This window comes from Sphingopyxis sp. (assembly GCF_036402335.1).
Classification (GTDB): domain Bacteria; phylum Pseudomonadota; class Alphaproteobacteria; order Sphingomonadales; family Sphingomonadaceae; genus Sphingopyxis.
In genome coordinates this window covers 1-6,342 of record NZ_DASWTD010000234.1, presented here as the reverse complement: position 1 = coordinate 6,342, position 6,342 = coordinate 1, and the positions used below count along the sequence as shown (strand labels likewise).

Annotated in this window: 5 protein-coding genes and 1 pseudogene; all 6 read right to left on the bottom strand. The window is 62.1% G+C overall.

What is annotated here, in order from left to right:
- Positions 1-264 precede the first annotated feature (264 nt).
- Positions 265-1,395 carry an ABC transporter ATP-binding protein gene (locus VGD20_RS07340; RefSeq protein ID WP_331133819.1) on the bottom strand — a complete coding sequence of 377 codons (1,131 nt, stop codon included), beginning with the start codon at positions 1,393-1,395 and terminating at the stop codon, positions 265-267.
- A 142-nt stretch (positions 1,396-1,537) separates the two neighbouring features.
- Complete coding sequence (locus VGD20_RS07335; protein ID WP_331133818.1) at positions 1,538-2,380, bottom strand: ABC transporter permease; 843 nt, start codon at positions 2,378-2,380, stop codon at positions 1,538-1,540.
- A complete protein-coding gene (locus tag VGD20_RS07330) occupies positions 2,380-3,285 on the bottom strand; it encodes an ABC transporter permease (protein ID WP_331133817.1) in 906 nt (301 codons plus the stop codon). Before VGD20_RS07330 ends, VGD20_RS07335 begins: the two co-directional genes overlap by 1 nt.
- Positions 3,286-3,306: 21 nt before the next feature.
- A complete protein-coding gene (locus VGD20_RS07325; RefSeq protein ID WP_331133816.1) occupies positions 3,307-4,413 on the bottom strand; it encodes a spermidine/putrescine ABC transporter substrate-binding protein in 1,107 nt (368 codons plus the stop codon).
- 93 nt (positions 4,414-4,506) lie between these two features.
- A complete protein-coding gene (locus tag VGD20_RS07320) occupies positions 4,507-5,895 on the bottom strand; it encodes a glutamine synthetase family protein (RefSeq protein ID WP_331133815.1) in 1,389 nt (462 codons plus the stop codon).
- A gap of 6 nt (positions 5,896-5,901) precedes the next feature.
- A pseudogene (locus VGD20_RS07315) lies at positions 5,902-6,342 on the bottom strand (aspartate aminotransferase family protein); the annotation flags it as partial.

Here is a 6,342-nt window from a genome sequence, read left to right as displayed (position 1 = left end):
ATTTGCTGACCCTATGGGGCCCGGCTTTCGCCGGGGTACACGAGCGGCAGCTTCTTAAAGCCACAAAAGCCCCGCATGCGCGTTTCGAAATTGTGTCCTTTGTGGCCTTAAGGCGAAAAAGGATAGGGACGTGCGCGTCGCAAATGTCTCCTTTGTCGCTTTAAGCCGATGGCCGACGCGCGGGGAATATCGGACGATTGAAAGAGCCATGCCAAAGGCTCTCACACCGAAATAATGTAGGAAAGCGCTTATTCTGCCGAGGCGTTAGCTGAGTAGCACCACCGGGCTATCGGCGCGCCAGTGCATGCTCACCTTGTCGTCCCAGGTGAAGTCCTCCTGATCGTGGCGCGACAGGTTCGGGCGCGACACACGGATGCGCGCGCCGGTTTCCAGTTCGATCTCGAATAGCGTGATGTCGCCGAGGTAGCTCATACCCTTGATCTTGCCGCGCGCGAAATTGTAGCCATCGGGGGCGTCCTGCGCGGCCGCCTTGACCGCCTTGCCCTCGCCGGGGACGTGGAGATAGATTTTCTCGGGCCGCAGCGCGACCCAGACATCGGCACCGTGCGGACCAGTGACGCCGTGATTCAGATAGACCTTTCCGAGTCCCGGGCAATCGACTGCCGCCTTGTCAGGTTCGTCGAGGGTCAGCTTGCCCTCGAAGATGTTCACCGACCCGACAAAATCGGCGACGAAACGGTTCGCGGGATATTCGTAGAGATCCGACGGGGTCGCGAGTTGCGCCACTTCGCCCTTGTTGATGACGCCGATGCGGCACGCCATCGACAGCGCTTCGTCCTGATCGTGGGTCACGGTAACGAAGGTGATGCCGACCTTTTCCTGAAGTTCGCTGAGTTCGAACTGCATCTGCGCGCGCAACTTGGCGTCAAGTGCCGACAGCGGCTCGTCGAGCAGCAGGACCTTCGGGCGCATGACGAGACTGCGCGCGAGCGCGACGCGCTGGCGCTGGCCGCCCGACATCTGGTCGGGCATGCGGCTTTCGAAGCCGCCGAGCTTGACGAGTTCGAGCGCCTCGGCGACGCGGTCCCTGACCTCGCCGCCCTTCACGCCGGCGATCTTCAGGCCATAGGCGACATTGTCGGCGACGCTCATGTGCGGAAACACCGCGTAGCTCTGGAACACCATATTGACCGGGCGCTTGTTCGGCGGAATGCCCGCCATATCCTGTCCGTCGATCAGGACCTTGCCTTCGGTCGGCAGTTCGAACCCGGCGATCATCCGCAGCAGCGTCGTCTTGCCGCAGCCCGACGGGCCGAGCAGCACGAAGAATTCACCCGCGTTGATGTCGAGGCTGACATTGTCGACCGCGGTCACCCTGCCGAAGCGTTTCGAGACATTCTGGATCTGGATGATCGGGCGTGCGGTGTCGGTCATATTATGGTCCTGATTATCCCGTCGCCCCCGCGAAGGCGGGGGCCGCTATCGGTCTGATCCGGTGGCGAGGTACAAGGCCGCCAGCGGCCCCCGCCTTCGCGGGGGCGACGGATAAGGTCTCGAGCGGAAAAGAGAGGTCGCATCAATGCGTCTCCGCAATGGCTTTCACGCCCTGAAGCTTGAGCGCGACGAAGGTCAGGACGACGGTGAGGATGATGAGCAGGGTAGAAGCCGCGTTGACCTCGGGCGTTACCGAGAAACGGACCATCGAATAGACCTTCACCGGGAAGGTGATCGTGTCGGGGCCGCTGGTGAAATAGGTGATGACGAAATCGTCGAGGCTCAATGTGAACGAGAGCAACGCGCCGGCGATCAATGCGGGCTTGATATGCGGGATCAGCACATCGCGAAACACCTGCCACTCGCTGGCGCCGAGATCCTTCGCCGCTTCCTCCTGCTCGCGATTGAAGTTCGCGAGGCGCGATCGCACGACCATCGTCACGAAGGGGAAGCAGAAGGTGATATGCGCGATGGTGATCGCACCGAGGTTGAAGGGCCAGACGAGGTCGGTCGGCCAGTCGAGCCGCGAAAAGAACATCAGGAAGGCGACGCCGAGGCAGATTTCGGGGACGATGATCGGCAGCGAGATCGTGCCGTCGATCGCGCCTTTCAGCGGAAAGCGGAAACGCCAGAGCATCACCGCCGCGACCGCGCCGAGGACGAGGCTGACCACCGTGGCGAGTGCGGCGATCGTCAGCGAATTCACGAGTGCCTCGATCAGCTGGTCGTTGCCGAGCGCCTTCTCGTAATATTTGGTTGTGAAGCCGCGCCATACGACGTTGCGCTTGCTGTCGTTGAAGCTGAAGATCATCAGCACGACGAGCGGTGCGTAAAGGAACACCATCACCGTGCCGACCCAAAGGCGCATCCACAGCGTGCGGCTATATTCGAGCGGTGCGATCGGGGTGCGGGCGAATAGCGCCATCAGTGAAGCTCCGGCACTCTCTTGCGCATCGATTGCAGTGCGATGAGGATGAACATCGCATAGATGAGGAGGAAGGAGAGCGCGGCGCCGAAGGGCCAGTCATTCGCCTTCTTGAACTGCCGTTCGATGACGTTGGCGATCATCTGACTGTCGGTCCCCCCCATCAGGTCGGGGGTGAGATAGGCGCCGAGCGCGGGGATCAGCGTGATCATCACCCCGGCGATGATGCCCGGTGCAGCGAGCGGGACGACGATCCGCATGATCGTGCGGAAATGGCCGGCGCCGAGGTCGAGGCTGGCCTCGATCAGGCTGCGGTCGAGCCGGTCGAGCGCCGCGTAGAGCGGCAGGACCATGAAGGGCAGGTGGACATAGACGAGCCCGAACACGACCGCGAAATTGTTGAAGAGCAGCTGTACCGGTTCCCATGTCGGAAGCGGCTGGAGCCCGACGAGCGTCTTGAGCCAGCTCGTCCCCTCCCACAGCGCGCCGAGGCCCTTGTTCGCATAGCCTTGCGTGCCGAGCAGCATCATCAGCGCGTAGGTACGGATGAGCAGGTTGGTCCAGAAGGGCAGCATGATGCCGAGGAGCAGCCACGGCCGCCATTTCTCGCTGGCAAAGGTGATCGCCATCGCGACGGGAAAGCCGATGATCAGGCAGATCAGCGTGACGAGCGCCGCGACCGCGAAACTCTTGCCGAAGATGGTGAGATAGAGCCACTCGGTCGCGCGCTTGTAATTGTCGAGCGTGCCCGAGATTGTGATCTCGGTCAGCCCCTTGTTCTCGCCAAAGCTGTAGAGCCAGACGATGGCCATGGGGATGACAAAGAAGACGACGACCCAGAACAGCGTCGGCAAGGACACCGCAAAAAAGGTCGTCTTGTTCGTTTTCCAGTCCTGTTCGGCCACCCCCACGCGCCTCCCGTTTTCCTATGCCGCCCGCACTCGCGTGAAGGCTTCTTCGAACAACGGCTGCAATTCCGGATTGAACTTGGCATATTCGCACTTCGCCAGCACGTCGGCGGGCGGGAAGATCACCGGGTTGTTCTTGTAGCTGTCGGGCATCAGCGCCTTTGCCGCATTGTTCGGCGTCGGGAACAGGATCGTTTCGGTGATCTTCTTGTCGACTTCGGCGTCGAGCAGATAGTTGATGAAGGCATGGGCATTCTTCGGATGCGGTGCGCCCTTGGGGATGCACAGATTGTCCGAATTGAGCTGGCTGCCCTCCTTGGGAACGATGAAGTCGATATCCTTGTCCTCGATCATGACCTGCGCAATGTCGCCATTATATTCGAGCACCAGGTCGACATCGCCTTTCAGGAGCAGGTCCTGCCCGTCGTCGACGTGGAAATTCTTCACGCTGGGTTTCTGCTTGATCATCATCGCCTCGATCGTCGCGATGTCGGCCGGGGTCAGCGCATTGACCGATTTGCCCAGATATTTGCCGTAAAGGCGGAACATGTCGCCGGCTTCGGACAGCCACGAGATACGGCCGGCATATTCGGGGCTGTCGAACAGCACTTTCCAGCTGTCGGGTTTCGTTTTCACCTTTGATTTGCGGTACCCGATGCCGAGCGTCAGCCAGGTGTAGGGCATCGAAAATTTGCGGTCCTTGTCATAGTCGACGTCGATGAAGGTCGGGTCGATATTCTTGAGGTTCGGAATTTGCTTGTGGTCGAGCGGTTGCAGCATATCGGCCCGCGCCATGCGCTCGACAAAGTCGTTCGACGGCACGATGACGTCATAGCCGGGGTTGCCGGCCTTGAACTTGGCGAACAGGACGTCGTTGCTGTCGAAGAGGTCCATCGTGACCTCGACGCCGCTGGCTTCCTTGAAATCGTCGAGCGTCGTCTCGCCGATATAGGTGTCCCAGTTGTAGAAGTTGAGCTTGGCTTCCTCGCCGTTCGCGAGCTTCTTGCCTTCGCCCTTGCTGCACGCGGCGAGGCCGCCGAAGCTGATCCCGATTGCCGCGACTCCCATCGCCTGCAGAAGCGAGCGACGCCCGCGGGTTTGCTTGATCAGTTCGATCGGATCCATGTGCAGCCTCCCTGTTTTGTGACGCCAAGCTGACTCAATAAACCCGGCTTGGAAAGAGGTTATTTTGCGCCACGCCGGGAATCCTTGAAACTTTCATGCGTTGCGCAGGTACCAGTCATAATCGAGCGTCGGAACGACGCCAAAATAGCGGTCCTGTTCGACGCGTTTCACGATGCTGAACATGTCGACAAAGCGGGCGCCGAGATAGTCGCGCATCAGTTTCGAGTCGTGAAAACGGTCGACGGCGGCGAACCAGTTCGATGGCGGCTTGTCATCGCCGCTATTGTCGCGGTCATAGCCGTTGCCGACCACCGCAACGCCGGGGTCGGCCTTGTTCGTCATGCCGTGGTGCATGCCCGCGAGGACCGCAGCGACCGCAAGATAGGGGTTGGCGTCCGCACCGCAGGCGCGGTGCTCGACATGACGGCTCGGCGGCGGACCAGCGGGGATGCGGAAGGAGACGGTGCGGTTGTTGACGCCCCACGTCGGCGCGACCGGCGCATAGCTGTTCGCCTTGAACCGGCGGTAGCTGTTGGCGTGCGGGGCGAAGATCGCGAAGGCATCGCCGACGGTGTCGATCATGCCGCCGATTGCATGGCGGAGTGCGGGCGTGCCTTCGGGATCGTCGCTGGCGAAGATATTGGTATCGCCATCGTTGATCGAGACGTGGATATGCATGCCGCTGCCCGCCTGGTCGGCGAAGGGCTTGGCCATGAAGGTGGCCTCCAGCCCCTGTTGCTGGGCGATCGCCTTGACGAGGCGCTTGTACATGATCGCATCGTCGCAGGCGCGCAGCGCGTCGGGCTTGTGGCGGAGGGTCAGCTCGAACTGGCCCGGCGCGAACTCGGAGATCGCGCTTTCAAGCGGCAAGTCCTGCACGTCGGTCGCGGCGTAAAGCGCGTCGAAGAAGGGGCGGAAATCGTCGAGTTCGCGGAGGCCATAGACCTCGACATTGCGCGGCGTATCGCGGCTGTAGCCGGGGCGTGCGGGCCGGATGGCGCCATCGCGGGCGCGGCGCGGGTCGACAAGATAGAATTCGAGCTCGACCGCGAGCACGGGGGTCAGGCCGTCAGCGGTGAAACGGTCGATGACGCCGCCGAGCACATGGCGCGGGTCGAGGTCGTGCGGGGTGCCGTCGAGCTCGTAGAAGTCGACGAGGAATTGCGCGGCCGTCTCGCCGCCCCATGGGGTGCGGACGAGCGTGCCGGGGATCGGCTTCATCGAGCGGTCGGCGTCGCCATCCTCCCAGACGAGGCCAGTTTCAACGGTGTCCTGCCCGGTGATGTCGACGACGGTGATCGAGCCGGGAAACATGCGGCCGCTTTCGTACACGGCGAGTACCTCATGCTGGCGCAGCCGCTTGCCGCGCGGCACGCCGCCGAAGTCGGTGTAGATCATCTCGATCGAGTCGACGTCGGGATTGGCCTTGAAAAAAGCCTCCGCTTCCGAACGCGGCGCGATCACGCCCGATGACTTCGACATCGCCCCTCACTCCTTCAAAGCACGCACGCAGTCGGCAAAGGCGCCGACCAGCCGGTCGATCTGGTCGGCGCCGGTAACGGGGCTCACCAACATCATATTGTGGAACGGCGCCAGCAAAATCCCGCGGTTCGCGAGGAACAGGTGGATCGCTGCTTCGAGTTCGGAATGCAGCGCCGCCTTCGCCTCGCCGCCGTTGCGGGGCGGGATGGGGCAGGTGAGGAATTCGACCCGGGCGCCGACCTGCGTCACATGCCAGTCGAGACCGGCGGCGGCGATTTCATTCTCCAGACCGGACACAAGCCGCGCGGCGCCGCGCAGCATATGGTCGTAGGCTTCGAGCGTGATGACGTCGGACAGCATCGTATCCATCGCGGTGATGGCGAGCGCGTTGGCAGACAGCGTCGTGCCGATGCCGCTATGTCCGGAGGGGCGTGCGGCATTAAGCCC